The sequence below is a fragment of the Paenibacillus sp. 01T422 genome, from assembly GCF_056398785.1.
In genome coordinates this window covers 13,269-38,615 of the sequence record NZ_JBFTQB010000006.1, presented here as the reverse complement: position 1 = coordinate 38,615, position 25,347 = coordinate 13,269, and the positions used below count along the sequence as shown (strand labels likewise).

At 50.1% G+C, this 25,347-nt stretch carries 21 protein-coding genes and 1 other annotated feature; of the genes, 6 read left to right on the top strand and 15 right to left on the bottom strand.

Features of this window, described 5'->3' with window-relative positions; genetic code table 11:
* Positions 1-209, bottom strand: a 209-nt coding sequence (locus AC1DUA_RS00835; protein WP_477497917.1) for an ATP-binding cassette domain-containing protein, incomplete at its 3' end; no start/stop codon positions are given.
* A 418-nt stretch (positions 210-627) separates the two neighbouring features.
* On the opposite strand from AC1DUA_RS00835, the gene AC1DUA_RS00830 reads away from it, so the two are divergent.
* Together AC1DUA_RS00830 and kamA are read left to right on the top strand one after the other, a co-directional pair.
* The gene (locus AC1DUA_RS00830) at positions 628-2,052 is read left to right on the top strand and encodes a sigma-54 interaction domain-containing protein (protein ID WP_477497916.1); all 1,425 of its coding nucleotides are present in this window, start codon (positions 628-630) and stop codon (positions 2,050-2,052) included.
* A gap of 114 nt (positions 2,053-2,166) precedes the next feature.
* On the top strand, positions 2,167-3,600 hold the full coding sequence (gene kamA, locus AC1DUA_RS00825; RefSeq protein WP_477497915.1) for a lysine 2,3-aminomutase: 1,434 nt from the start codon (positions 2,167-2,169) through the stop codon (positions 3,598-3,600).
* A gap of 604 nt (positions 3,601-4,204) precedes the next feature.
* Here the strand turns inward: kamA and AC1DUA_RS00820 are convergent.
* The 7 genes from AC1DUA_RS00820 to AC1DUA_RS00790 are packed head-to-tail and all read right to left on the bottom strand — an operon-like array spanning position 4,205 to position 11,304.
* A complete protein-coding gene (locus AC1DUA_RS00820) occupies positions 4,205-5,623 on the bottom strand; it encodes an aldehyde dehydrogenase family protein (RefSeq protein WP_477497914.1) in 1,419 nt (472 codons plus the stop codon).
* A 15-nt stretch (positions 5,624-5,638) separates the two neighbouring features.
* Positions 5,639-6,994 (bottom strand): 4-aminobutyrate--2-oxoglutarate transaminase, encoded by a 1,356-nt coding sequence (gene gabT / locus AC1DUA_RS00815; protein WP_477497913.1) that lies wholly within the window; start codon positions 6,992-6,994, stop codon positions 5,639-5,641.
* A gap of 3 nt (positions 6,995-6,997) precedes the next feature.
* Entirely contained in the window at positions 6,998-8,266 is a 1,269-nt protein-coding gene (locus AC1DUA_RS00810; protein ID WP_477497920.1) for a peptidase, read from the bottom strand.
* A gap of 51 nt (positions 8,267-8,317) precedes the next feature.
* Complete coding sequence (locus AC1DUA_RS00805; RefSeq protein ID WP_477497912.1) at positions 8,318-8,980, bottom strand: 3-oxoacid CoA-transferase subunit B; 663 nt, start codon at positions 8,978-8,980, stop codon at positions 8,318-8,320.
* Complete coding sequence (locus AC1DUA_RS00800) at positions 8,947-9,657, bottom strand: CoA transferase subunit A (RefSeq protein WP_477497911.1); 711 nt, start codon at positions 9,655-9,657, stop codon at positions 8,947-8,949. Before AC1DUA_RS00800 ends, AC1DUA_RS00805 begins: the two co-directional genes overlap by 34 nt.
* Complete coding sequence (locus AC1DUA_RS00795) at positions 9,644-11,011, bottom strand: aspartate aminotransferase family protein (RefSeq protein WP_477497910.1); 1,368 nt, start codon at positions 11,009-11,011, stop codon at positions 9,644-9,646. The genes AC1DUA_RS00800 and AC1DUA_RS00795 overlap by 14 nt, the downstream gene beginning before the upstream one ends.
* A 29-nt stretch (positions 11,012-11,040) precedes the next feature.
* On the bottom strand, positions 11,041-11,304 hold the full coding sequence (locus AC1DUA_RS00790; protein WP_477497909.1) for a YokU family protein: 264 nt from the start codon (positions 11,302-11,304) through the stop codon (positions 11,041-11,043).
* Between the two features lie 153 nt (positions 11,305-11,457).
* On the opposite strand from AC1DUA_RS00790, the gene ablB reads away from it, so the two are divergent.
* Positions 11,458-12,321 carry a putative beta-lysine N-acetyltransferase gene (ablB, locus tag AC1DUA_RS00785; RefSeq protein WP_477497908.1) on the top strand — a complete coding sequence of 288 codons (864 nt, stop codon included), beginning with the start codon at positions 11,458-11,460 and terminating at the stop codon, positions 12,319-12,321.
* A 13-nt stretch (positions 12,322-12,334) separates the two neighbouring features.
* Here ablB and rpoN read toward each other — a convergent pair whose 3' ends face one another.
* Positions 12,335-13,663 carry an RNA polymerase factor sigma-54 gene (gene rpoN, locus AC1DUA_RS00780; RefSeq protein ID WP_477497907.1) on the bottom strand — a complete coding sequence of 443 codons (1,329 nt, stop codon included), beginning with the start codon at positions 13,661-13,663 and terminating at the stop codon, positions 12,335-12,337.
* A gap of 202 nt (positions 13,664-13,865) precedes the next feature.
* Here rpoN and AC1DUA_RS00775 point away from each other — a divergent pair, with 202 nt between their 5' ends.
* On the top strand, positions 13,866-14,561 hold the full coding sequence (locus tag AC1DUA_RS00775) for a 3D domain-containing protein (RefSeq protein WP_477497906.1): 696 nt from the start codon (positions 13,866-13,868) through the stop codon (positions 14,559-14,561).
* A 427-nt stretch (positions 14,562-14,988) separates the two neighbouring features.
* Here AC1DUA_RS00775 and AC1DUA_RS00770 read toward each other — a convergent pair whose 3' ends face one another.
* From AC1DUA_RS00770 to AC1DUA_RS00760, 3 genes are all read right to left on the bottom strand, one after another.
* Positions 14,989-16,257, bottom strand: coding sequence for an FAD-dependent oxidoreductase (locus AC1DUA_RS00770; protein ID WP_477497905.1), 1,269 nt, complete (start codon positions 16,255-16,257; stop codon positions 14,989-14,991).
* Positions 16,254-16,439, bottom strand: a complete 186-nt coding sequence (locus AC1DUA_RS00765; protein ID WP_477497904.1) for a hypothetical protein — start codon at positions 16,437-16,439, stop codon at positions 16,254-16,256. The genes AC1DUA_RS00770 and AC1DUA_RS00765 overlap by 4 nt, the downstream gene beginning before the upstream one ends.
* Positions 16,440-16,608: 169 nt before the next feature.
* Positions 16,609-17,478 (bottom strand): helix-turn-helix domain-containing protein, encoded by an 870-nt coding sequence (locus AC1DUA_RS00760; protein ID WP_477497903.1) that lies wholly within the window; start codon positions 17,476-17,478, stop codon positions 16,609-16,611.
* Positions 17,479-17,598: 120 nt separating this feature from the next.
* On the opposite strand from AC1DUA_RS00760, the gene AC1DUA_RS00755 reads away from it, so the two are divergent.
* The gene (locus AC1DUA_RS00755) at positions 17,599-18,519 is read left to right on the top strand and encodes a phosphotriesterase family protein (protein ID WP_477497902.1); all 921 of its coding nucleotides are present in this window, start codon (positions 17,599-17,601) and stop codon (positions 18,517-18,519) included.
* A 273-nt stretch (positions 18,520-18,792) separates the two neighbouring features.
* Here AC1DUA_RS00755 and AC1DUA_RS00750 read toward each other — a convergent pair whose 3' ends face one another.
* Positions 18,793-20,334, bottom strand: coding sequence for a glycoside hydrolase family 32 protein (locus AC1DUA_RS00750; protein WP_477497901.1), 1,542 nt, complete (start codon positions 20,332-20,334; stop codon positions 18,793-18,795).
* 247 nt (positions 20,335-20,581) lie between these two features.
* On the opposite strand from AC1DUA_RS00750, the gene AC1DUA_RS00745 reads away from it, so the two are divergent.
* A complete protein-coding gene (locus AC1DUA_RS00745; protein ID WP_477497900.1) occupies positions 20,582-21,142 on the top strand; it encodes a DJ-1/PfpI family protein in 561 nt (186 codons plus the stop codon).
* 105 nt (positions 21,143-21,247) lie between these two features.
* On the opposite strand, the gene AC1DUA_RS00740 is transcribed toward AC1DUA_RS00745, so the two are convergent.
* Complete coding sequence (locus AC1DUA_RS00740; RefSeq protein ID WP_477497919.1) at positions 21,248-21,538, bottom strand: cyclic-phosphate processing receiver domain-containing protein; 291 nt, start codon at positions 21,536-21,538, stop codon at positions 21,248-21,250.
* 268 nt (positions 21,539-21,806) lie between these two features.
* Positions 21,807-24,890, bottom strand: coding sequence for an isoleucine--tRNA ligase (gene ileS / locus AC1DUA_RS00735; protein ID WP_477497899.1), 3,084 nt, complete (start codon positions 24,888-24,890; stop codon positions 21,807-21,809).
* A 49-nt stretch (positions 24,891-24,939) separates the two neighbouring features.
* Positions 24,940-25,193 (bottom strand) — a binding site (T-box leader).
* Positions 25,194-25,347: the final 154 nt, after the last annotated feature.

The window sequence follows — 25,347 nt, the reverse complement described above, 5'->3', positions numbered from 1 at the left end:
CCCATAAAGGAGATCTTCCCTTTGAAATCCTTCAACAAACCTAGGAGGCTCTTGATCGTCGTGCTTTTGCCAGCTCCATTGGGACCTAACAGACCTACAAGTTCACCTTGCCGCACCTCAAAATGGATGTTTTTTATAATATCCGGAACCTCGTCATAACCAGCCTGTTCAATATGTACTTCTAATACAGCTAATCGTTTTTCTGACATTACGGTCACATTCCCTTCTACCCTCATCCTATATAACGCATCTTTACATTTCTACCGCTTTTTTTCAAGCTATCAATCCCTGATGTATATAATTCTATGATTTGGTCAAATCTAGTATCTATTACTCTATTAATTCTTCTACTAACAAAAAGGAGGTGCTGCATATGAAGACTGACATGAAAAAGAACGTCCTGCTCAATCGCTACCATTTTCTGATGTGGGCAAAAACAGGCGACATTTTGTATCTGAAATTAATTGGAACCGCCATGTCTCATTAATTGAACTCATACCTAACAGCCAAAGCCGTTAAGGGACATGTCCCTTCGGCTTTTTGCGTTTTCCAGGTCATATTCAGCTCCCGCCGGCATAAAATGTTAAGTGAATCACGGAACCATCCTAACGTGAGGGGGTGTGCATAATGTCCGGGCAGAACGAGCATGGATCGGCTTATTTTGAAAAAATGCTGAATATCATTGATGTCGGTGTTCATCTCATTGATCGCGAGGGAATCACTATTTTCTATAATGATAAGATGGCAGAAACAGATGGGCTGAAGCGTGAGCAGGTTGTCGGGAAAAATTTTTTTGAGCTGTTCCCTTCTCTAACCAACGATACGAGCACCTTCATGAAGGTTTTGCAAACGGGTATAGAAATCCGCGAGAAAATCCAAACGTATGTCAGCGTCACTGGCAAAAGAATCACCACAATTAACAGCACGTACCCGCTCCTGGAAAATGGAGGAATTATCGGCGCTCTCGAGGTGGCCAAAGATATTACAAGTATCGTTCATCTCCACGATCAAATTCTAGACCTTCGGCATCAAATTTACGAGTCCCCCTCCAAAGATAAAAAGCACGCGAGCTCCGCCCGATATCATTTCAGCGATTTAATCGGCAGTAACGAGGCCTTCCTTCAGACGATTTCTTTTGCCAAAAAAGCATCGCGTACAAGCTCGCCTGTCCTAATATGCGGCCCCACCGGCACGGGAAAAGAATTGGTAGCCCAGAGCATCCATAATGCCGGGGCTCGCAGAAGCCGTCTTTTTATTGCGCAAAATTGTGCAGCTGTCCCCAACGAGCTTATGGAGGGCATCATGTTCGGAACGGCAAGGGGCGCATTCACAGGGGCCATCGATCGTGCAGGTTTATTTGAACAGGCGAATGGCGGAACGCTTTTTCTCGATGAATTGAACAGCTTGGATTTAGTTCTGCAGGCCAAACTGCTGCGTGTGCTGCAGGACGGGCTTGTTCGCCGGGTTGGGGGCACACAGGAGCAGCAGGTGGATGTCCGTATCATTACAGCCATGAACATTGATCCCAAGGATGCCTTGGATAAGAGGCACTTGCGCAGCGATCTTTTTTACAGGCTGAATGTCGTAAATCTAACGCTTCCTCCGCTCGCTGGTCGCAAAGAGGATATTCCGATTTTGACGAATCATTTTATAGATACCTTTAATGACCTGTTTGGCATGAAAATTACGGGTATGGCGCCAGCAGCCATGCAGCGTTTGCTTGACTATCACTGGCCGGGAAATATTCGCGAGCTGAGCCACGCGATCGAATCGACGTATAATATGATGGAGCTGGAATGCGAAATCATTGAAGAAGCTCACCTTCCCGCTTCGATCACGGGGAACAAAACGTTTCGATTGGAGCAGCAGGATGAGAAGTCGGTGATCTCACCCGGATTAACCGATAAGGTGAAGCAGCTGGAGAAAGAAGCGATTGTAACCGCGCTCACTCACCACCAGTACAATATCACCCTCACCGCTCAAGCTCTCGGCATCAAGCGCCAAGCCCTGCAATATAAGCTTAATCGCTACGGCATCGTGAGAAAACCTTAGTCTGTCAGACTCCGCAAGGAGTCTTTTTTGCGTTTTCCTTTTGTCGTGAGGAAATGTTGGCATGCTTTTTGCATCTTCTATTACTGAGCAAACATCAATACTGGAGGTGCCATTATGGAACGACGTCACTGGAAGCAAGTTGCGCTATGGAAAAACGTCACGGATGAGCAGTGGAATGATTGGCTTTGGCAGCTGACACATACCATTCGTTCCTTGGATGATTTGAAAAAAGTCGTAAATCTAACCCCTGAAGAAGAAGAGGGCGTGCGTATCTCAACGCAAACGATCCCTTTGAATATTACCCCCTACTATGCATCCCTGATGAATCCTGATGATCCGAGATGCCCGATTCGTATGCAATCTGTCCCTGTTTCCGCCGAATTACTGAAAACAAAATATGATCTGGAGGACCCTCTGCACGAGGATGAGGACTCTCCTACGCCTGGTTTGACGCATCGTTATCCGGATCRGGTGCTCTTCCTTGTTACCAATCAGTGCTCCATGTACTGCCGTTACTGCACGCGCCGCCGATTCTCCGGTCAAGTGGGCATGGGTGTTCCCAAAAAACAGTTGGATGACGCGATTGCGTATATCCGGAATAYGCCTGAAGTGCGCGACGTACTGCTATCTGGTGGGGATGGGCTGCTGATCAATGACAATATTTTGGAATATATACTGAAAAATTTGCGGGCGATTCCCCATGTGGAAATCATCCGGATTGGTACGAGGGCACCGGTTGTTTTTCCGCAGCGGATTACGGAGCATTTGTGTTCCATCATCAAAAAGTATCACCCCGTCTGGCTCAATACGCATTTCAACCATCCTCTGGAAATGACGGAAGAAGCGAAGAAATCATGCGCCATGCTCGCTGATGCGGGTGTTCCGCTTGGCAATCAGTCGGTGATTCTGGCGGGCATCAATGACAGCACCTATATTATGAAAAAGCTCATGCATGATCTTGTAAAAATACGCGTGCGCCCTTATTACATCTACCAATGTGATTTGTCCGAAGGCATCGGCCATTTCCGGGCACCGGTATCCAAGGGGCTTGAAATTATCGAAGCACTGCGTGGACATACGTCTGGCTATGCGGTGCCTACCTTCGTTGTTGATGCTCCCGGCGGCGGCGGTAAAATTGCGCTTCAACCAAACTATTTGATCTCGCAGAGCCAAGATAAGGTGATTTTGCGCAACTACGAGGGCGTCATTGTCGGGTACCCAGAGCCCAAGAACTATGTGCCGGGCCGGGCGGATGAGTATTTCAACGAAATCTACGGGATTGAGAAGCAGCCGGAAAGCACGGGTATCATCGCGCTTATGAAAGATGAAAAATTCAACTTAGTGCCAGAAAATTTGCACCGGATCGGCAGAAGAAAAGCCTACTCGGAGGCGCCAGAGCATGCCTCTTTGAAGGATCGCCGGACTAAGCGGGATGAAATGAAGGATAAGCTGATGAAGGCGCAGCAGAAGGAGAGCAAGGCTGGCGCTGTGGAAGGCGGCCCGTCGGAGGCGCCTGGTGCGGGCGAGGAGCCGAGTGTGGAGGGCTGAGTGCAGACCGAGGCGAAAGCCAGGGGCGGAGAGCGGAGAGCCATGAGCGGAGGCGGACCGAGGCGAAAACCAGGGGCGGAGAGCGGAGAGCCATGAGCGGAGGCGGACCGAGGCGAAAGCCAGGGGCGGAGAGCGGAGAGCCATGAGCGGAGGCGGGCAGCGGGCCTGTAGTTCCATCACGCACAAATGTTGCATTATTGCGCCAGAAGAAACTATATGGGGATGCCCCAAGTAGGAGCTGGGGAACTACAGGCCTCTATTCTGCAAGAAAGCGGTCTATGGCGCGCCGGGCGGAACTACAGGACGCTATTTCGCCATTTCCGGCTGAAATCTAGCCATTTCAGGGCAAATAAGGGCCTGTAGTTCCTGCAGATGCTGAATTCGGACTATTTCGCTCAATTAGCGCCCTGTAGTTCCCTTTCACGCACAAGTGTTGCAGTATTGCGCCAGAGAAAACAATAAAGGGGATGCCCGCCAAGTAGAACATTCTACTTAGTTGGCTCCCCTTCATTTTCCTGGACGCGCGTTGTAGCCGACGCATGGCGGAGGTCACAAACCCGCCTCGTTTTTATGGAAACGGACAGGCCGACCTGAGCAGCCAGCGCTATTTTTTAAAACAAATCAGCTTCAGCTCCGTCAGCTCCTCCACGGCGTATTTCACGCCTTCGCGTCCTGTGCCGCTCTCCTTAACGCCGCCATACGGCATTTGGTCCACGCGGAAGGTGGGAATGTCATTAATCATGACGCCCCCCACCTCCAACGCTTCGGCAGCGGCGAACGCTGTCCGGATATTTTGCGTATAGATCCCCGCTTGCAACCCGTACCGGGAGTCATTAACCAGCGTTATCCCCTCCTCAACGGAGGCGATTTTATTGATCATCACAACGGGAGCAAAAGCCTCCCTACAGGAGATGCTGCTCGCCGCTGCAACATGCAGCAGGACTGTCGGATGAACGACATTCCCCTCCTTCTTGTTGCCAGTCGCCACAAGAGCGCCGGATTGCTCGGCATCTGCGATCCACGCCAACGCCCGCTCAGCATCACGCGGAGCGATAACAGCCGACACATCCGTCTCGAGATCAAGCGGATCGCCTAATTGAAGCAGCTTCGTCTGTTTGACGAATTTCGAGACAAATTCATCAAACAGCTGCTCATGCACGTAGATTCGCTGAATAGAAATGCATACCTGGCCAGCATAGGAAAAAGCCCCCGTAACTGCCCGCGCGATCATGCTGTCCACATCCGTCCCTTGATCCACTATGAGCGCAGAATTGGAGCCTAATTCTAAAATCACTTTCTTAAGACCTGCCTTACTGCGTATGGCAATCCCGACCTCAGGGCTTCCCGTGAAGGTAACCGCCTTCACTCTCGCATCCATCACCAGCAGATCGCCTATAGCGCTCCCGCTCCCGGTTACAACATTCAGCGCCCCTGCGGGAAGCCCTGCCTGCTGCAGAAGCTCCGCCAGTAACAACGCCGACAGCGGCGTCTGTCCTGCCGGCTTCAAAACAATCGTGTTGCCCGCAGCAAGCGCAGGCCCCACTTTATGCGCAACCAAATTCATCGGAAAGTTAAACGGTGTTATCGCCGCAATAACGCCCAATGGCTGGCGGATCGTATACGCCACACGGTCCTCCCCGCCAGGCGCTGCATCCATCGGAATCGTTTCGCCGTGAATCCGCTTCGCCTCTTCCGCAGCGAACTTGTACGTTGCGATGGTTCGCTCCACTTCAAGCTTCGCCGTTTTCAGCGGCTTCGCTGCTTCAAGCGCGATAATTCGAGCGCATTCATCCGCCTTCTCGCTGATCAAGGCCGCCAGCCGCTCTAATATCGCAGCGCGTTCATGGGCGGGCATACGCGCCATCAAAGGTCTGGCTCGTTCAGCCGTATCCAGCGCGTGCTGTACTTCAGCCGCCCCTGCGTAGGCAATCTCGGCAATCTGTTCACCGCTGTAAGGTGCAAATAAAGGCCGATATTCGCCGGCTTCTACCCATCGGCCCTCTATGAATAAATGCTTTTTCATGCTGTTTCCCCTTTTCTAACCGCCGCAAGCCCTGAACGCCGCCTCCAACACATCAAGGCCCTCAGCAAGCTGCTCATCTGTGATCACTAGCGGGCTTAAGATACGAATCACATTACCGTAAATGCCAGCGCTCATCACGATTACGCCATGCTGATGCGCCTCCTGCAAAATCCGAGCCGTCAGCTCCTTATCCGGTGCCCGGCTCGCTGGATCTTTCACTACCTCGATAGCACTCATAGCGCCCAATGTGCGCACATCTCCGATGAAGCTGAATTCCTGCTGCAGCCGCCCAAAACGCTCCGTGACGGCTGCACCGATCACGATAGCTCTTTCAGCCAGACGCTCGGTCACTAGCATCTCAATAACTTGCAGAGCAGCAGCGCAGCCAAGCGGGCTGCCGCCATAAGTCCCCCCAATTTCCCCAACGCCGGGGGCATCCATCATTTCGGCCCGACCAGTCACAGCGCTGATGGGGAGACCCGCCGCAATTGATTTGGACATCGTCATGAGATCCGGCACAACGCCGTGGTGCTCCATCGCAAACATTTTACCCGTACGCCCAAAACCTGTCTGCACTTCATCGGCGATAAGCAGAATCCCGTATTTCTCACAAATGGCTTTGACCCCTTGAATGAAACGCGTAGAAGGGATGACAAAACCCCCTTCGCCTTGAACCGGCTCCAGAATCACGGCAGCGACGTCCTCCCCCGGAACCTCAGACAAGAAAAAATCATCAAACCTCTGCAAAATGTAAGCATCAAGCTCATCCGCAGACATGCCGCCCGGAGCACGGTAGTAGTAGGGATAAGGCATTTTATAGGTGTCGGGTGCAAAAGGACCGAAGCCATTTTTGTAAGGTTTCACTTTACTCGTGAGCGACATCGCCATGTAGGTTCTCCCGTGAAAGCCGCGCTCGAAGGAAATAATGGCTTTGCGCCCTGTATATTTACGTGCGATTTTCACGGCATTTTCAACAGCTTCCGCCCCACTGTTCAAAAAAAACGTTTTTTTCTCATAATCGCCCGGCGTCAATTCGTTTAATTTCTCAGCAAGAGCCACATAGGGCTCATACATCATCACATGAAAACACGGATGCAAATAGTTGTCCAGCTGCGCCTTCAGCGCTTCCACCACTTTAGGCGGGCAATGGCCGACATTTAAAGAACCGATCGCCCCAGCAAAATCGATAAACGTATTCCCATCGACATCGGTGAGCAGGGCTCCTTCCCCTTTTGCCGCAAAGGTAGGTACGGTATTGAACGGCCCTCGCGGAATGCTCGCTATACGCCGCTCCAGCAGCTTCTGAGCTTCCGGCCCCGGCAGAGAGGTCTTCATTTCAATGGACTTCGTCCTTCTCTCGTGCACATCCATCGCCTATGCCTCCATTCTGTCAAAACCGCACCAGTCAATCAAGGTTAGCGCGATAATCTCAGCAGCCGTGAACACGTCCTCCAGCACAATGTGCTCATTCGGGTAGTGCGCCACTTGTGTAATCCCCGGGCCGAAAACAATGCAAGGCGTCTCACCCAGTTGCGTGAGCAAGCCGCCATCCGTGCCCCAAGGCGATGCCTCGATGATGGGCTCCTCTTGCTTTACGGCGCGAAATTGCTGCATAAGCACTTGCATCAAAGGGTGCTCTGGGTCAACGCTGCCCGAAACCCATTGCGCCCCAAACCACTCCAGTTCAGGCGGATGCTCGGCAAACCAGGGATCAACTTCCTTCAGCTGCTCCAACCACTTCAGCATTTCCTCCTTGGCATCCTGCAGCATCTCCTCAGGAGCAACCCCCATGCGCCCCTCCAGTTTTACGGTATCTGGCACAGACGAAGGCCAATTCCCGCCTTGAATGACACCCAGATTAATGGGGATCGGAATGGGGTTATTCGCGTACAGCGGATCTGAGATCTGAACATTCCTCTCCTTCTCAAGCTCTAGGATATGCTGGATGACCTTGACGCTTTTCTCGATAGCGCTAACGCCTTCGTACCTTGTTCCGCCATGCGCCGAGCGCCCTTTGACTTCAATTCGGAACCACATCGAGCCCTGCTGTTTGGGGAAAATGCGGAAATTTGTAGGTTCCGGAATTAGAGCTGCGTCAGCCCGGTAACCTCTTAGAATAGCCGCCAACGTGCCGGCACCACCGCTTTCTTCTTCCACCACGCTTTGAAAAATAACATCGCCCTTCAGCTTCAGCCCTAAACCCTGAATAGCCCCAAGAGCAAGTAAAAGCGCTGTATTGCCGCCTTTCATATCCGTTGATCCACGTCCGTACAGCTTGCCGTCAACCACTTCACCGCTATAAGGATCGTGCGTCCACTGATTCCGCTGGCCTTCCGGCACAACGTCCACATGACCGTTCAGCAGGATGGAACGTCCCCCTCCTGTTCCCTTCCTAACTCCCACAACATTGGGACTACCTGCAAAACAGCTCCGTGGTGAACAAAAATACGGATGATCCGCAAGCTCTTCTCCGTCCGGTTCCCACATATCCACATCCATTCTCATACCCCGCAGCTGATCGGCAACGAGCAGTTGAACCTCCCTCTCGTTGCCTTGTGTGCTTGCAATTCGGACCATTTGCTGCAGCAGTGCGGTCCCTGCGTCACGATGAAGCGTGATCCACTCATGAATTCGCTCTGGCAGTTCAGCCTTCGGATTCGGCAAAGGAATTCCCTCCTTATGGTTCACTTTCCATTATGGAATGTAGGTAATATGCTCAGGAATGATCAAAGCCGCTTCGGTATGGCGGACAACGTCATCAACGGTATAAGGAGACATGATCTCCTTCAAAAGCAAGCCATGTTCAGCCACTTCCATCACGGCCATTTCCGTAATAATCAGCTTCACGCAAGCCCTGGCAGTCAGTGGCAAGTCGCACTGCTTCTTCACTTTGGATTCCCCCTGCCGATTGACATGGTTCATGAGCACGATGACTTTCTTCGCTTTTTGCGCAAGCTCCATCGCCCCACCGATGCCGGCCACTCGCTTACCAGGCACGATCCAATTCGCCAGATCGCCGCGTTCGCTAACCTCTAGAGCCCCAAGGATCGTAATATCAATGCAGCCCTTGCGAATCATGGCAAAAGCAATGGAACTGTCGCAATAAGAGGCTCCATCGGCTATGGTGACCGGAAGCCCACCCGCGTTACAGAGAAACGCGTCTTCCTCCCCCGGGTTCGGTGCTCCGCCTGCGTACAAGATGCCATTTTCCGCATGAAAAACAATCTGCACCCCCTCCGGCACATAGTCCGCAACCTGGGTTGGGATGCCAATTCCCAAATTGACGACCATGCCGTTTTTTAATTCCTGAGCGGCCCGCTTCGCTATTCGGTCACGGTTTTCTTTTCCCATACCCATTGCCAATTCACTCCTTTGCTGAGGATCACCATGTCGACGAAAATGCCCGGTGTGACAATACTTTCGGGGTCCAGCGCGCCAAGTGGCACAATTTCATCGACCTCGGCAATGGTCAAGGTCCCGGCCATCGCCACGAGCGGATTGTAATTTCTACCGCTTTTATCATAAACAAGATTGCCGTAGGGATCTGCCTTCAAAGCATGTACAATTGCCACATCAGCCGTCAGAGCTGGCTCCACCAAATACGTTCGCTCGTCGATCAATACCGTCTCCCTGCCTTCCCCCATCATCGTCCCGACACCAACGTCCACCAGAATGCCTCCGAGGCCTACGCCGCCTGCCCGAATTTTCTCCGCCAGCGTACCTTGTGGATAAAAGACGACCTCCATGGAGCCCTCCTCCATCATTTGACCAGCGTTAGGATTGGAGCCGATATGGGAGGCAATCACCTTCTTGACCCGTCCAGCGGTCACTAAACGGCCAATCCCAATATGAGGAAAACCGGTGTCGTTGCCGATAATCGTTAAGTCTTTGACCCCTTTGTTTAAAAGGCCATCGATTAGCGTCGGAGGGGTTCCGATACCGCCAAAGCCGCCGTACATTAGGGTACAGCCGTCGTTAATCGCATGAAGCGCCTCTTCCAAGCTCTTCACTTTGCTCAGCTCAGATTTCTCCATCCTTGCCACCTCCTGCCGACTCTCTAGACAACTCACCCATGACTTCGCGAATGGCTTCCTCCAAAAGCTGTGCGAGCTGATCGATTTCCGCTTCAGTAATTACCAGAGGTGGCGCCACAATAATGGCGTCCCCTGCCCCATCCACAGCGCCAGCTGCGGGATACACGAGCAAGCCTTTGTGAAAGGCTTTATCTATGATTCGGGAAGCAATGCCCATAGCAGGCGGAAACATCGTTTTATCGTCGCGATTCCGAACGAATTCAAGGGCCAGAAGTAATCCTCTCCCCCTGACATCGCCAATGATTTCGAGGTTATCCGCCATTTCACGCAGCTTAGCTAGTAGATAAGCCCCCTTACTTCGAGCAGATTGTGCGAGTTGATGCTTCTCAACGTAGTCCAGTACGGCCAACGAAATGGCGGCTGACTGCGGATTAGCGCTGTAAGTATGGCCGGCCATTATACTTTTGGAGCCCTGCAAAATGGGCGCCATCACATGATCCTTCACCATCGTGGCGGCCATTGGTGTGTAGCCGGCGCTCAAGCCTTTCCCGAGCGCAATCAGATCGGGCTCTACGCCATCGTGCTGCATACCAAACATTTCACCCGTCCGAGCGATACCGGTCATCACCTCATCGGCGATAAATAAAATCTCATAGCGATCACAAATCTCCTTGATTTTCTTAAAATAGCCCGCAGGCGGCACAATCGCCCCTCCGGCTGCCCCAACAATGGGCTCCGCAATGAAGGCGGCAATATGCTCAGCGCCGATTCGTTTAATCGCTGTTTCCAAGTCATCTGCGCACGCCAGCTTGCAAGAAGCTGCATTCATCTTGAACGGACACCGGTAGCAATAGGCGGGAGCAACGACCGGGAAATCCTCTAATAGCGGTATAAACCGCCTTCGTCTAAGTACATGACCGGACATCGAAAGAGCGCCCATTGTGATGCCGTGATAGCTCATTCTGCGTGATATCACCTTGTTCTTCCCGAAGCGGCCCTTCTCTTGCCAATGCTGAATGGCAATCTTCATCGCAGTTTCTGTCGCTTCAGAGCCGCTGTTCACGAAGAAGGACCAGTAGTCGCCGCCTGGCGCCAAATCGCTCAGCTTCTTCGCCAGTTTCTCTGCCGGTTCACTTGTGAACTGTGAACGGTACACAAAAGAAACCTTATTCGCTTGCTCCATCATCGCATCGATGATGTCTTGCACGCCGTGCCCGATGCCGGCCGTCACTGCCCCAGACGATGCGTCCAGATAAGCTTTGCCCTGGTCATCGTAAAGGAACACCCCTTTTCCATATTGAATCGTGGGATAAGGATGATCCAAAACCGGCTTGATTAAATGCTCCCGCCCCATAAGGCACCCCCACTGATCAGCCATCACTTTTATTTGAGGAACATATTCTTGACCCGAGGAGCTTTCATCAATTCGTCATAGTGAAAGGAGCTTCCAAGCGCAGAAACATCATGCCAATACAGCATCTCTTCGATCTGCTGGGCCGTGCCTTCGAGCACATACGTTCGGCAATTAGCGCATTCAATCGCGGGTACGTTCAAAATCTGTACAGCCATCCTTCCGTCCGGCATGATCCAATAGCAATCTTTTACCCCTTCACGGACATCTTCCGTCTCACACCACATGCACGGCATAAGCTCTCAGCCTCCTTTATGAGTTGTGCAACTACTGCTGCCTAATTACGAAGCAAAATACGTGCCAACTTTGGATCGGCAATGCAAACTATTGCAAGGCTAATCTTACGGATCAAAGCATATAACCATGTTAAGAAGAAGGGGGACTGCGAAATGCCAAATGATCGGCCAACATCCCGCATGGAAGTTGAAAGCGGCAGCGATTACAAGGTAAGCTTTTACCTCGATTTCATGAACAAAAGRCTGCGGGTTGACGACTATCAAGGTAATGTTACTGCCATCTACGAGCGAATAGCTGAAGTAGCCAAAAGCCATGCGCTAACCAAGGTTTTCATCAAATCGCGGGAGCAGGATTGGCAAACTTTTTTAGGAAAAGGCTGCATGCTGGAGGGCATTTATAAAGGATATTTTCAAGGCAAGGATGCTTACTGTATGGCAATTTATTACGATCTGGGGCGGCGGAGCAGCGATTATTGGATGGAAGAGGATTGCATTATGCGCCAGGTGCTAGCGCTTTCTCGTAAGCCTTCACGGCCCGTTGTACCGGAATCTTTTACTCTGCGATTAGCCTTGCCCAAAGATGCTGAGCAGCTGTCACATTTGTACAGCCAGATTTTCCAAACCTACCCAACACCCATGAATGATCCTCTCTATGTTGCAAAAACCATGCTGGAGGGGACGATTTATTATCTCGTCGAATCGCAAGATGAGCTCATTAGCGCTGCTTCCGCTGAAATCAACACGGTGTACGCCAATGCAGAGATGACCGATTGCGCCACACTGCCTGCCTTCCGCAACAAAGGGCTCATGCGGCTTTTGATGTATGCTTTGGAGGATGAATTGATTGCTCGCCAGATTACCTGCGCATACTCGCTGTCCAGAGCACTTTCCTTCGGCATGAATGCCGTTTTCTATCAAATGGGCTATGGGTATTACGGCAGGCTGACGAAAAACTGCGATATCTACGATAAATATGAGGATATGAATTTGTGGGCCAAAACCTTGATCGGGCCATGACCCTCTAGGTTAACTATATGCGTTTCCTTCTCAGGGAAGAAGAAATGCCTAGCTCCTCCCGATATTTCGTCACCGTGCGGCGTGAAATCTGGATGCCCTCCTGGTTCAGCAGCGCAGCCAGCTTAAGATCCGAGTAGGGCTTAGCAGGATTCTCACTAAGAATCCACTCCTTTAGTCTGGCTTTGACACGCTCGGAGGACGCTGCATCTCCACAGTCTTGGGGCAAGCCCGATGGGAAAAAATGCTTGAGCTCGAAGATGCCCCATGGCGTTTGGGCATATTTGCCGGCCGTTGCACGGCTGACTGTCGATTCATGCATACCGAGCTTATCCGCAATATGTTTCAATGTCATCGGTTTGAGATAGGCCGTCCCCTTCCAAAAAAACTCATTTTGCTCCTCTGCGATGGCCTGAGCCACACGAAAAATCGTCTTTCGGCGCTGCTCCAGACACCTTAAGAAGAACATCGCTGATTGTAATTTGCCGGTTAGGAAGCGAGCGGCTTCATTCGTATCTTTTCCCTCCTTCACAAGTCGCTCATAATAACCATTCATCGATAGACGGGGCAGCGCTGCCTGATGAGTGAACACCACAAGCCCTTCGCCTGACTTCTCAATGACGACTTCCGGAATGATGTAGTGAATGGCTTCTGTATGAAAAGCAGCTCCCGGCCTGGGATTCAACCCCTTGATGACGTCCACGGCTGCATGAATTTCTTGCGGAGAAGCTTGTAAACGCTGCGATAGCTTATGAATGTGAAAGTCGGCAACATCCTTCAGATGATGGCGAATGAGTGTGGCGACGAGCGGAAAGCTTTCGGCCAAAGACTGTACCTGCAATAGCAGGCATTCCTGCAAATTTCTCGCCCCTACACCAGCAGGCTCAAAGCTTTGCAGAATCGTAAGTGCTTGCTCCACTAGCTCACGCTCCACTTTCATTACATCCGAAATTTCACCTATTGAAGGACCCAGATAGCCATTGCTATCCAAATTTCCGATCATAAAAATGACAATTCGGCGCACGGTTTGCGGCGCTTTACTCATAAAAAATAACTGCTCCTTTAGATGCCTTTCAAGGGTAAGCTCATTTGACGCGACATAGTGAAGCGCATCATGAGGAGCATCGCCATCCCTCTTGCGGTTAGGCCGAGTCGGAGCATCGCCATCGATTATCCGCTCATTAGCGGCGGCGTATTCCAATACTGGATTCTCGTTCATCTCCTGCTGAACAATCTCCAGCAATTCAGGTGTCGAGAGCTGCAGAATTGTTATGGCTTTGCGCAGCTGCGGTGTGAGCCGCATTTTCGCCGACTGTTGTTGGAACATTCCGTATCCTGGGCGCATGAACATCATTCCTTTAGGTTGTTGCTATAGTGTATTCACGTAGGGACGAACGTTTGCCAATCCGTCTGTAAACAGCAAAAAAGCCCGCAAAAGGACCTTTTACGCACTTGAATCTAGTGAATTTTCATAGAATACGTATAGAAAAATAGAAATTTGACGAGTCTAGTAGCTATAACTCTATTAACTTTTTTGAGGAGGAGCTATGATGTTTCTAAGAATCTTGTTTACGACTCTGACAATTCCTTTGTTAGTAAGCTTATGGCTTGCAGATAAAGCGTATTCCTATCCAAGCAGCGACGAGTTCACGGATCTACCGCAATCTTACAGTCTTGTAGTAAATACCTCATCTGTTGAACCTGAAACCACTACCACCACCACTACCGTGCCGCCAACAACGCAGTATCAAGTTAACCGGGGAGATACCTTGTTCAAAATCGCACGTGATTTTGAAGTGGATGTGAATGACCTGATGGCTTCCAACGGGATTAGTGATCCGCGCGGGCTATCAATTGGACAAACTCTGAATATCCCTTCAGGAGGGGCAGCGACTGCCACGAATACACAGCCAAAAATCATCAAAAAAGTAATCAACACCACATTGACAGCCTACACGGCAGGATTCGAATCGACAGGTAAAAAGGCTTCCCATCCTACGTACGGCATCACCTACAGCGGGTTAAAAGCGAAAGAAGGACGGACGATTGCCGTCGATCCAGCCGTCATTCCACTTGGCTCCACCGTATTCATTGAGGGGATCGGCATTCGCAAAGCCGAGGATATCGGCTCGGCGATTCGCGGTTCACGAATTGATGTGTTCATGAACGATTTGAGTCAAGCGCAGGAATTTGGCGTGAAGAAAAACGTGAAAGTTTATTTGCTGGATCGGGAGAATATTTAGGCTCGCTGGAATGCGTTATGTTCGTTTGTTAGAGCGATGATCATCGTGGAGCAAGTGGTAGCTCCCTGGCATGATCGGGCAGTTGGGGAACTACAGGCCGTTATTTAGTTGAAAATGAGTCCTTCCCGCATGGGAGGGGAACTACAATCCGTTATTTTCCGGGTTTCACCCGAAAAACGTGCCATGGAGGGCGAATAAGACCCTGTAGTTCCGTTTGGTGAAGAAATAGCTCGATTTCCTCAAAATAGGGGACTACAGTTCCGCTCAAATAAAGCCTTAGCGAAGTTTTCGCTAGGGCTTTGAAATTTGTTGTGCAGGTAGGTAGAAAGTCGGCTGTATGGTGGATAGGGTGCTGGGACGGTGCGGGATGCGTAAAGTAGCTAAAAAACCCTGACGGAGTTAGAACCGTCAGGGTTTTTATGTTTATCTACGAATACGAAGCCAGCTTATGAAAAACAACGTTCATCTCACGCAGTCCCTCATGAAGCGCATCGATAGATACATCGCGAATAGCGCAGGTATCATCCAAAGCAATTGATGCAGCAATCCCCGCTGCCTGCCCCAGCGCATAGCAAGTGGGCTGCACACGCATAGAAGACATCGCTACATGCGTAGCGGATATGGAACGACCCGCAACGAGCAGATTCTCCACCTCTTCGGGCACCATGCAGCGATACGGGATATCGTAGCCGCTGACTTTGCGCTCGTCGGTCGTCTTTTTGCCATCTGGACTGTGGATATCGATCTCGTAATTCGTCTGGGCGACCACGTCTTGGAAGCGGCGGCCCTTGACCACATCCTGCTCAGTCAGTGTGTACAGGCCCTGAATCTGATTCGTTTCCCTCACGCCAACCTGATTGGCCACATGGGAAAGCGCATAAGTCTCAAACCCATTCCGCTGCAAATAATGCACGATGGAGAATACCTGTCTCAGCGCCTCTGTTTCCGCGTAATTGATGTCCTTGATGTTCGCGCCGTTGCCTTTGACCCGGGTCATGTTCACCAGCAGCTGACCATCCTTGTTGCGCTCCCAATATAGATGGCGTCCCTGCGGCAGATCGGATACTTTTTCATAATAATAGCAGCCTCCCGGCAGGATTGGGGTTACGGGTTTGCCTGTGTTTTGCATCATGAACATAAGCGTCATCGGCTGGGTCAGCCCATCCCCGTCTCTTCCCGACGTATGCGGCACCCCGGCATCCAGAGCAACTCTCGCATCCCCAGTACAGTCTACGAATTGCTTAGCTTCAAAAGCTTTCAACCCTTCACGTGTAGACGCAATCACCGCTTCCATGCGAGTTCCGTTCTTGACCGCCCCAACGAATTCGGTATGGTAGATGACCTCTACGCCTTCCTTTTTCATTTTCTCATTTAAATAATGCCTTAGTTCAAAGGGCGAATATTGCGGGGCAATGGACGTATCATGATGCTCCGGCAAATATTCGGCCAACACATCGGCAATCATCTCACGGTAAATGCCCGTAACGTTCCCAATCGGCATAAAAATGCTCACATTACCTAAGGTACCCATACCGCCAAGCTGCCCTGATTTTTCCAGCAAAATGACTTTCTTGCCTCTTCTTGCCGCAGATATAGCTGCCGCTGTTCCCGCAGGTCCCCCTCCGATAACGACAATATCAGCACGATCATAAGTCTCTATCTGTCTTTGAAAATCATACGTTCGTTTTTCACTCATCTTCCTTCGCTCCCTTCTATTTTGGCCCATGCTTCAAATAGTTTCTTGCGTTCTTCCATATCAAAATCCGCCACCTGCCGCACATAGTCCAAGTCCTCGCCAAATAACTCCGGCGTCCATTTGCGACCGAACGCGGCATGTGTTACTTCATCGGCCCAGTCGTAGTCCTGGAACCGCTCCATAAGCGGATGTTTCGCCTCATCTCATATGCTCGAATAATGCCTACATACGCTGTTTCAGTCATAGCAGCCTCCCTGTAACTAAGTGTTGTGTGATGTATGACTTCATTATAGGGGCCGCTTAACCGTCTGGCTTTGTCAAAATGCATAGTAAATGTATCAAAACGTCTTTTTATGGATGGCGTCTAATTTGACTTGGCGGGTATCCAAAACGAAGCTTATACATCTTGGAGAAATGGTGAACGCTCGAGAATCCGCAGCTGTCCGCAATAGCCTGAAGTGGCAAATCCGTGCCACGAAGCAGGTCCGTCGCGTAATCTAGACGCAGCTTGAGCAGAAATTGATGAGGGGACACTCCAAATTGCGAGCGAAAATGCAAGGAGAAATAAGATCGCGACATAAGCGCCTTATGTGCCATTTCCTCCACAGTCAGCGGTTCCGACAATCGGTACTGCATGTAGGCGGGCACCCAGCTTAGCGAAGTTGAGAGGTTATGCTCGGAGGTATTGCGGGTTGTGTATTCTTTTAACAATTCCAGAACAATCTCTGTGGCGTGCACCTGTGCTTGAAGAAGATCCAGTGCGTTTTTGCGACTCCAATGCGCAATTGCCTGCTGCAGAGTGTCGAGCATCCATTCGTGCCTCGAAAGCTTCAACATATAGGGGATGGAGATATCCGTAAACGTTCTCAGACTTGGCTGCAGCGGAACCGCCTCTGGGTTATAGCCGTGGTCGATTGGCACAATCATTTCGGGACGTGCTTCAACTAGGGAGGGAAACAGTTCCATATGCAGTGACATCAGACGAAGTGGCGACTCGGATTCCATCTGATGCACAATGCCCGGCTGCACGAAGATGAACTGCCCCTGATTCACCCCATAGAGCACCCCTTCTACCTGAAGGCGAAAGGACCCTTCCTGCACGTAAAGCAGCATGTAGTCGGTGATAATTCTCGGTGGCGTTTTCCATTGCTGAAAATGCAGCAGATCCGCGTAACGAATGTACGGCTGCAGCTCTTGATTTAAAATCGATTCGGCGGACATGCGGATTCTCCGTTCTTAAGAGTTTTCCTAATGGTTCTATTGTAAAAGAATAAAATAGTGTTGCCAATGTCCGCCATAGACTATAATAAAGTCAAAATTGAGGATCAAGGGGCGACGTCGATGCTGCAGACCGTAACTGGACTTATCCATAAAAAAGAAGCTGGAACCATACTCGTCCACGAGCATGTACTCGTTGGATTTGTCGAAGATGGCAAGTTAACTCCGAATGATTACGACCGAGATGACGTTGTGACCTCTATCTTGCCGCTCCTGCTGCAGTTGAAGGAGGCAGGCTGCTCAACATTTGTAGATTGTGCGCCCGAATATTTGGGGCGCGACCCCTATGTTCTAAAAGACTTATCTGCCAAGTCTGGTCTGCATATCGTGACGAATACCGGCTTCTATAAGGCACCTTATTTACCGCCTTTCGTTTACCAAGCCACCGAGCAGGAGCTATCCGATCTATGGATTCGCGAAGCGAAAGACGGCATTGGAGATAGCGGCGTCTACCCTGGCTATATCAAAATCGCCTTAAACGACGGAACGTCGATTAATGAGACGCAGCAGAAAATTTTGCGGGCTGCTATTCGCACCTCCTTGGAAACCGGACTGCCCATTCAATGTCATACCATCGGTGGGGATAACGCCCTGCATGCGGGCGAAATGATGAGAGAAGCAGGCTTCGATCGGGAACGCTTCATCTGGGTGCATGCCCAGACTGGCAAGGATTTGGCCGTCCATCAACGGTTGGCGGATGAGGGCATGTGGATCTCGATTGATTCGATTCTGCCAGGCACCTATGACAAGCATGTGGAGTTGCTGCAGCAACTCCGTGCTCATGGTGTAAGCAGCGAGCAAATCCTGCTTTCGCAAGACACAGGCTGGTACACGGTTGGCGAGGAGAAAGGCGGTAATCTGCGGCCTTATCACCACCTGCTGACCGATTTTCTCCCATATGCCGCTGAGCAAGGTTTGGATCCGAGTTGGCTTCAACAGTGCGTTACCCGGAATGCGTATCGGTCGATGCGTTTGCGGAACTAGAGTGATAAAACCAGCAGCCCTTGGGCTTGCTGGTTTTTACGTTAAGGGAACTGGAGTCCGCTATTTGATGAAGAATCAGCGTATTTCTCATTCTGAGAGAACTACAGGGTCTTATTTGATCAATTAGCTCGATTTTCGGCTATAAATCTACAAATAGCGCCCTGTAGTTCCCCCTCACTGGCAGAATCTCCACTTTCGGCGCAAATAGAGTCCTGTAGTTCCGTTCGCCTCCGATATTGCCACAATCGGATCGGGCAACTAATTGTCCGCTGGTTATAACGCCCACGCGTCCAAGCTCTCGAGATGAGCTTCGCCCTTCTCGGCAAACAGCTTGATACCCAGGCTAGCCGCCGCAGGGTAAATACGATTGGTGACGGTTTTCATTCCGTCATTGGCGAAGAGCTCGACCGATGAGCGGTCGAGGAACAGATGCAGTTTCACGCAGCCATCTTCCATCGGCGCCAACTGAACTTCGCTCACGCCCGCTTCGCCAGCCCCAGCGTGCGTGCGATCCACGCTGAGCTTGCGGTCAGCTGCCGAATAGGTCACTTTCGTATACTCGGTGCCATCCTCCGAGCAGCGAAGCAGCAAGCCGAATTCCGCTGCACCAGCGGCTTTCGCCACATCAAAAACGGCGATTAACTCAAGCGTATCGCCATGCACACCCGGCAGCGTCAACTCCGTATCCGCACCAATAGATAAACCATTCACACGTTGATGAGCCCCGCGTAAAGCTTTCAATTCCGCCACTGGCTCCATCCGCAGCGTACCGTCCGCGTTAAGCTTCAGCTCGCGCGGTAAAGTGAAGGCACCCATCCAGCCCCGCTCCTGCTCGGGCATTTTGCCGCCCCAAATGTTCATCCAGCCCTGGAGGATACGTCTGCCCTGCCCGTCCAAGAATGTTTGCGGGGCATAGAAGTCGAAACCGTAATCCAGCCGCTCCGCATAGCCATAGGCGAATTGACCTGTTTCATAGTTCAACTTGCCGGTTAAGTACATCGTCTTCGTCGTTCCCATATTCATTGGGGAAATGACAAGCACATGATCGTCACCGCTCCCTAGCGGGAAGAGATCCGGACACTCCCACATATCTCCCATCGTTCCATCGCTCTCCGCAGCTACTCCAAGGTAGCACCAATTTCGCAGATTCTGAGACGTATACATCAGCACTTTGCCCAAGCCGTCTTTCCCGTAACCGACCACCATATACCAGGCACCTGCATGCTGCCACACCTTCGGGTCCCGGAACCCTAGCCCGCCTTCTTCCGGAGGCCCTGCAATAACCGGGTTGCTAGTCTCTTTGTGGAAGTTAACTCCGTCCGTACTAGTCGCGAGACACTGTACCTCCACAGGTGTGCGTCCATCAACATGCCCTGTGTAAATTAACGTGAGAATACCGTTATCCTCCACCGCGCTGCCCGACCAGCAGCCATGGCCGCCATTTTCCACTTCGTCGTAATCTTCCGAGGGCGCCAATGCGACTGGGAGATGCCCCCAGTTCACCAAGTCTTTGCTTTTGGCATGTCCCCAGTGCATAGGTCCCCAATTGGCTTCATACGGATAGTGCTGATAAAACGCATGATACTCATCTTTATAAAAAATGAGACCGTTCGGATCATTCATCCAGCCTGCAGGAGGCATCAAATGAAACCTCAGCCTGTAACTGTCATCCTCTAGCCCATCCACCTTTTGCTTCAAAAATGCATTCGCCTGCTCTACTCGTTCCTCATGGATCTTATTTCGCTCTGCGACTAATTGCTCTACTGGCTCTTCATTTCCCTTGCTGAGTCCTGGATTCCCTTGTTGATTCATCATTTCTCCCCCTATCCTTGAGATATGCCTGCAACCTACAAATGTACCTTGCTCACCAATTCTCCATTAGCCGCCTATTAACCTTTTATGCAAAAAAAGCCACCCCATCCAATTAAGACGGGGCGGCCGAAGCTTTGGTTACGCTCCAACTGGCATTCGACAATTCGTGTCAAATTGCACCCGTTTACAACGTTCCGAGCTTTCTTCATAATTGGATATGAACTACCATTAATTTCCAAGGAGTGATACGATGTCAAAGAAAATCTTAATTCTTACCGGTGATGCTGCAGAAGTTTTAGAGGTTTATTATCCTTATTTTCGTGTAATAGAGGAAGGATATGAGGCTGTTATTGCTTCACCGACGAAAAAAGTGCTTCATACCGTCGTCCATGATTTTATCGAAGGCTGGGAGACCTACACAGAAAAGCCAGGGCATCTGCTACCGTCAGACATCGCTTTTGCTGATGTAGATCCGAGTCAGTATGATGGACTTATCATTCCTGGGGGCAGGGCTCCCGAGTACATTCGATCGAATGAACATGTTCCGCGGATTCTTCGCCATTTTCTTGAAGCTGACAAGCCGCTTGGCGCTATCTGCCATGCTGCGCAAGTATTCTCCGCTTTAAAAGACAACCATTACTTTGAAGGCCGCACCATKACAGCCTATTCCGCATGCCGTTTGGATGTTGAGCAGCTTGGCGCTAAGTATGCGGCAGACACACTTCATGTGGATGGGAAATTAGTCTCTGGCCATGCTTGGCCTGATTTGCCTGGCTTCATGCGTGAATTTTTGAAATTACTCGCCAAATAATTTTACATAAACGAGGGGACCGAAACTGTGAAGTTTCGGTCCCCCTGATTGAATAGTCGTGTTTGATCTCTCCTGGTATGCCCTCAAGAGAATCTTTACATAAATCTAGTCCAAATCTCTTGTGCCTGAATACTTATTTTCAGTGATTGGATAATGATAAATTTCAATATCCGATGCGATAAATCCCCTTCTTTGGGCGGCTAGCAGAGTTTCGTACATATTATTGCGACCAACTGGGTTATCTGTATGCAAGTAGATTCTGTTAGCTCTTAAACCGTGCTCACAAAAGTATTTGACTAGATCATACCCGTTTGGAAGTTCCTTTCCATGTTCATCTTCCCCCAAATCATGGTCGAGCGTTAATATATCGATTGTATTCATTCTCATAACTTCAATGGCCTCCCCGCCAAAGGGAACTACATTCCTCTATTTCCCGGCAAATCAGCCTATTGACCAGCCCAGCGGAACTACGATCCTCTATTCCTCCACTTTCTTCTCAAATATAGCCTTTTCCGGGCAAATAAGACCCTGTAGTTCCACTTAATCGCTAAAATCATCGATTTCGCTCAAATAGGACCCTGTAGTTCCCCTTACGGGAAGAATTCCAGCCAGCCTCCCCCGCAACAAATAAAGAGGCCGCTACCCAAGTAGCAGCCCCCACAACTTACTCAATGAGCAATAAGCATTGATATCCGCCGAACGAAACATCCTCCATATTCGCAGCCTGGGCAGCATATCTGATCTCCGAGACAAGCACGTTCTCGCGCAAAACATGATCAAAGCGCTCAATCGCGGCTTTCAGAGGAGCATCAACATGCAGCGTCAGGATTACCCGTTCTTCAATCGGCAAATCAAGTTTCTTCCGATAATCTTGAATACCGCGGATTACCTCGCGAACAAGACCTTCCTGTTCCAGCTCCTCCGTTATGTTTGTATTCAACGCGACGTTGATTTGGTATCCTACCGCGGAGGCAAATCCTGCTTTCCCCTGCTTTTCCACAAGCAGTTCATCCAGTGTAAGATGAATGGCTTCGCCGTCAAAGGTGACGTCGAAATAGCCGGTGTCAACGACTTGCTTAGCTTCAGACGCAGTAAGCTGTTTCAGAACATTTTGAACAGGACCAACGAATTTACCATATTTCTTGCCGGCAACTTTCAAGTTCAATTTCAACTGATAGTCGACGAAGGTGCTTTCGCTCTGCTCCAAGCGAATATGTTTCACGTTAATTTCATCTTTGATAATGTCTTCAAATCGGCTTAAATTAAATTCACGATCCAGTGAAACAATGAGTTCAGACAGAGGTTGGCGTGTTTTGATTCCGACTTCGTTCCGAATGTTGCGCGCTAGCTCAACGATTTGCCGGGCGGTAGCCATATCATTTTCCAGCGTCGTATCGATTGCGGCTTCATTCACTTTCGGGTAGTCGGCCAAATGAACGCTTCCTTCGCCGCCAAGGTTACCGAAAATATCCTCCGCAATGAGCGGGATATAAGGCGCAACCATCTGCGCTAAGGTGACCAGGACTTCGCGCAGCGTTTGGTAAGCAGAGACTTTGTCTTCCGTCATTTGGCTGCCCCAGAAGCGGTCGCGAGAACGGCGAATGTACCAATTGCTTAGCTCATCAACAAAGGCTTCCATATGTTTGGCTGGGTTAAGGAAATCGTAATCCTCCAGCCCCTTCAAGACGTTCTGAAGGGTAGAGTTCAATCTAGACAGAACCCACCGATCTAGCTCGTTCTTGGAAGCTTGCTGTGGATATTCTTCGGCATTATATTGATCAATCAAAGCATACAACGAGTAAAAAGCGTGTGTRTTATTGATCGTATCCACTACTTTAGATTTCGCTTCGGCTACAATCTGCTTCGAAAACCGCTTGCTGTTCCACGGCGCACTGTCCGCAAGCAGGGCCCAGCGGAAGGCGTCCGCTCCGAATTCTTCAATGATTTCCCAAGGGTCAATAACATTCCCTTTGCTCTTGGACATCTTCAGACCATTTTCATCCAAAACATGCCCCGTTGAAATAACAGCTTTGTAAGGCAGCTTTCCGTTATACAAGGTTGATACGGCCATCAAGCTGAAAAACCAGCCGCGCGTTTGGTCAATGCCTTCACAGATCATATCAGCAGGATACTGATCTTCGAATAATTTCTCATCACCGAACGGATGATGATACTGCGCGAACGGCATCGATCCACTATCGAACCACACATCGATCACAACCGGCGTCCTATCCATGGTTCCGCCGCAAGAGCAGCGTAATTTCACAGCATCCACATAGGGTTTATGCAGATCCAGACTGTCATCGATAGGCGTGATCGATTTCTCATACAGGTCTTTCCTGCTGCCTGGTGCATACTCTGCTCCGCAATCCTGGCAAAGCCAGAGGTTCAGCGGAGTGCCCCAATAGCGGTTTCGACTGATGTTCCAATCGACAAGCTCCTCAAGGAATTTCCCGAATCGTCCTTCGCGGATATGTGGTGGGTACCAGTTCACTTGGCTGTTGTTCGCAAGGAGTTGATCCTTCACAGCCGTCGTTTTGATAAACCAGCTTTCCATCGCATAGTAGAGAAGCGGAGATTTACAACGCCAGCAGAATGGATAGCTGTGCTCATATCGTTCCTTAGCAAACAATAGACCGCGTTCTGATAAGCTTTTAACAATATCCACATCGCAATCTTTAACGAAACGCCCTGCAAAGTCGACTACCTCATCCGTATACCGTCCGGCAAGATTCACGACATTTACGAAATCCAGGTTATGCTGGCGGGTTGTGCGATAGTCATCCTCCCCGTGTGCAGGCGCGATATGAACAATTCCGGTACCACTCGAATCACTTACGTAATCTGCATCGACAACAATATGCCCGCGGTTCACAGAGATATAGCCAAAAGGCGGCTCATATGAGGTCCCTACGAATTCCTCCCCTTTGTGCGTAGAAAGAATCTCATAGTTCTCTTTTAATACTTTTTCAGCTAGATTTTTGGCAATGACGTAGACTTTACCATTCTGTTTGGCTTTCACGTAGTCGATGTCCTTGTTCACCGCAAGCGCAACATTCGCTGGAAGTGTCCATGGGGTCGTCGTCCAGGCAAGGAATATTTCCTGCCCTTTCGTACTGCGAAACTCCACTGTCGCGCTCAAATCTTTGACGTCTTCATAACCTTGAGCTACCTCGTGTGAGCTAAGCGTCGTCTGGCAATCAGGACAATAGGGGCTGACCCGATGGCCTTTGTAAAGGAGTTCTTTTTTATGAATTTCGGATAAAATGTGCCAAACACTCTCGATATAATCATTCGTTAAGGTAACATAGGGATTATCCATGTCTGTCCAATATCCGATTGCTTCTGTCAATTCCCGCCACTGCTTCTCGTATTCGAAGACGCTGTCTTTGCACTTTTCAACGAATTCGGCTATCCCATATTTCTCAATTTCCTGTTTCCCCGAAATACCCAACTGCTTCTCCACGCCAAGCTCGACAGGAAGGCCATGGGTATCCCAGCCTGCTTTTCGCACGACACGGTAACCTGACATTGTTTTGTACCTGCCGATAAAATCCTTAATTACACGTCCGAGCACATGGCCGATATGTGGCTTTCCATTGGCTGTAGGCGGCCCCTCATAGAAGACGAAGTTCGGTTTGTCACTCCGATGATCGATCGATGCACGGAATGTTTCGTTTTGTTGCCATTGATTCAGAATGCGCAGCTCGCGGGTCCTTGCTTTTTCTTTTACGTCCACTTTTCTCATACAGGACATCCTTTCCCTTTTTAAAATAAAAACAAAAAAATCCCGTCCCATAAGGGACGAGATTGTATCTCGCTATACCACCCTTGTTCCGATTGATCCATAACTCGACCCTCGGCACCTCCGTCAACGTACCAACATACGCGCCCCATATAACGGCAGGATCCCGGGTCAGCTTACTCAAGTGGCTTCAGCTTTCCTTCTCGGAGAGGATTTTCGGCTAAGTCTTGAACGTTGGCTTTCAGCACAGGGCCAACTCTCTGGGGAACAAGGGATTAGCGTACTCGATCTCGTCAATGAATTTACTCAGAACATTCAATTAACTCATTTCTACACCTTTTTAGATAAATTGTCAAATGAATTAGGAAAAAGGGCTTGCATCCGAATCTTTATTTATATCCAGACTTTACCAAGAAGTTCACCGCCGCGGATGGGATAATGACTGTATCAGTTCATTTAA

Excerpts from the sequence above, each read along its gene's own strand:
- AC1DUA_RS00755 (WP_477497902.1), top strand. The coding sequence starts at position 17,599 with ATGCTGCAGACCGTAACTGGACTTATCCATAAAAAAGAAGCTGGAACC.
- AC1DUA_RS00830 (WP_477497916.1), top strand. The coding sequence starts at position 628 with ATGTCCGGGCAGAACGAGCATGGATCGGCTTATTTTGAAAAAATGCTG.
- AC1DUA_RS00795 (WP_477497910.1), bottom strand. The coding sequence starts at position 11,011 with ATGGGGCGGGAGCATTTAATCAAGCCGGTTTTGGATCATCCTTATCCC.
- rpoN (WP_477497907.1), bottom strand. The coding sequence starts at position 13,663 with ATGCGCCCAGGATACGGAATGTTCCAACAACAGTCGGCGAAAATGCGG.
- AC1DUA_RS00800 (WP_477497911.1), bottom strand. The coding sequence starts at position 9,657 with ATGGAGAAATCTGAGCTGAGCAAAGTGAAGAGCTTGGAAGAGGCGCTT.
- AC1DUA_RS00805 (WP_477497912.1), bottom strand. The coding sequence starts at position 8,980 with ATGGGTATGGGAAAAGAAAACCGTGACCGAATAGCGAAGCGGGCCGCT.
- AC1DUA_RS00790 (WP_477497909.1), bottom strand. The coding sequence starts at position 11,304 with ATGCCGTGCATGTGGTGTGAGACGGAAGATGTCCGTGAAGGGGTAAAA.
- gabT (WP_477497913.1), bottom strand. The coding sequence starts at position 6,994 with ATGGATGTGCACGAGAGAAGGACGAAGTCCATTGAAATGAAGACCTCT.
- AC1DUA_RS00765 (WP_477497904.1), bottom strand. The coding sequence starts at position 16,439 with ATGGAGCGGTTCCAGGACTACGACTGGGCCGATGAAGTAACACATGCC.
- AC1DUA_RS00820 (WP_477497914.1), bottom strand. The coding sequence starts at position 5,623 with ATGAAAAAGCATTTATTCATAGAGGGCCGATGGGTAGAAGCCGGCGAA.
- AC1DUA_RS00760 (WP_477497903.1), bottom strand. The coding sequence starts at position 17,478 with ATGTCCGCCGAATCGATTTTAAATCAAGAGCTGCAGCCGTACATTCGT.
- AC1DUA_RS00750 (WP_477497901.1), bottom strand. The coding sequence starts at position 20,334 with ATGATGAATCAACAAGGGAATCCAGGACTCAGCAAGGGAAATGAAGAG.
- AC1DUA_RS00775 (WP_477497906.1), top strand. The coding sequence starts at position 13,866 with ATGATGTTTCTAAGAATCTTGTTTACGACTCTGACAATTCCTTTGTTA.
- AC1DUA_RS00770 (WP_477497905.1), bottom strand. The coding sequence starts at position 16,257 with ATGAGTGAAAAACGAACGTATGATTTTCAAAGACAGATAGAGACTTAT.